At 46.1% G+C, this 1,889-nt stretch carries 1 protein-coding gene; it reads right to left on the bottom strand.

All coding sequences use genetic code 11. The features are described from left to right. Nucleotides 1-1,889: hypothetical protein (locus QF669_09155; GenBank protein ID MDP6457597.1), on the bottom strand; the 1,889-nt coding region annotated here is incomplete at both ends.

Genomic DNA, 1,889 nt, shown 5'->3' with positions numbered 1-1,889 from the left:
TAAAGTAAAACCGTGAGTCGCCGCCATACTCGTGATTTAGCGCAGTGAATTTATCTAATCCCCTGTGTAATTCCACGGCAATTCCCGTCGGGTAATTATAAAATGAAAAACCGCCAAACCGGAGCTGAACTCCCGCCGATCGCTTTCCGGAAAAGCTTCCACCGTTCCCGTTCCAGGCGTCACCAAACTGACCAATGAATCCAGCGACTATATTTTGCAAAATAAACGGACCCAGTGGAATGTGGCGCTGTCTCATGATGGGAATTCTCGCTGTAGTTGTGACCAACGCCATCCTGTTCCCTTCAAGTGCATAAAAAGGATACCCTCTTATCCCAGGCATTCCTCCGGTAAAGAAATTGAAGAATGAATCTACTTCCGTCTCCGACATCCATCCACCGGCCATTTCAGCAGAGAATGTCCAACGGTTCGTGTACGGTATCTCAAAATGAGCTTCACTGCTCCCCTCCACTCTGGTGAAGTTGAAATTGTTGAAAACGATCTCGAATAAGGATGCCTCTGGGCTGTAAAATCGATTGATCTCCTGGCGGATATCGAGATGAACCTTGAAACCGTTGCTGGGTAGGATGTCATCGTCTACTGTTCTTCGGGAAACCTGTGTGTCCCACCTCAAACCTGTATGAATACCGCTGTAGTAATCGATTCCCGACTTGCCGAACAGCTGTTCTCCGGGAACCCACCAGAGTGCATTTGAACGGTAATTCTGATATGAGCCAAAGAAGGTGACACTGTGCTGACCTCGCAATGGAAAACTTGCCCCTCCCTCCATCTGGAAAAGTCGGTAAGCCACATCCGAGTCAATATCAATCACATCCCAAAGGGTAGATTGATTGGTGATGTGTCGCGTCATGAAAAAGATTTCCGCATATAGGGTGGGATAGAGCGTTCTCAGTTCGAAGAGCAAAAATAAATCGAGATCAGTAAGCCTGTTGATACCGGCTCCACCGAAAACGCTGAGCCGGTTGATCATTTCGTTGGATTGGAAATAGAATCCCGGTTTAACCATACCATAATCGATCTGCAGTCTCGGAAAGAAAAACATGTTGGAAAATGAATCTTCATAATTCCTGGATACGGAATCAGGATAAGATGAATCGTCCGCCATTATTGGAGGAGGTAAACCATTAAATTTTGTGAAATAGTCAGGGCTGTAACCAACATTACTTTCTTCCACCAGTCGAACAGAATCCACGAGCGCAATGCTGTAGCCGCCATTCTCATAAAGGGAATAGAGTACCTTACCATCCCTACTGACATCGGGCATGAATGCACCACCAAAAACGTTGGAGATATAGCCTTGGCGACCATCTGAGGAATTCACATAAAAGAGATTGAAAATGCCTGACCGATCCACGGAATAGATTAGTCCTCCGTTGGCCGTGGCCGTCATATCCCGTTCGTCCCACTCGGGAACAGCCATAAGATCAACAAAAGTCGTATCCGTCAGATTGAGGGCTGCAATATTCCTGAAATGACTCTCCACATAATCGAACATGAGCCACCTTTTGTTGGGATCGAAAGTAAGACTGGAAATCTGGCGTCCATCATCGAAACGTGTTATCTGTTCTGACTTCTCCGAATTCAAGTTAATCAGAAAAATATTCTGTGTCCCGTCCCGGGTAGCCAGGTAAGCCAACAACGAATCACCGGGGATAATAACAGGTGAAAAGGCTCTTGCACCTTTCGTCAGCCGCTCTTCTTCCTCATCTTCAAATGAATAGACGTAAAGATCGAACCATTTCGAACCGTTCCTATCCGGTTTCGATTTTTTGGTGTAATAGATCTTTTCTCCTGAGGAAGACCAAGCTGGGGTGGAAAAAACATCCTTTGCAATAACTTCATCCGTGCTGTCGGTGAAAGTGAAAATGCGC

The organism is Candidatus Neomarinimicrobiota bacterium (assembly GCA_030743815.1).
Taxonomy (GTDB): Bacteria; Fidelibacterota; Marinisomatia; order Marinisomatales; family S15-B10; genus UBA2146.
This window is presented reverse-complemented; position numbering and strand designations above follow the sequence as displayed.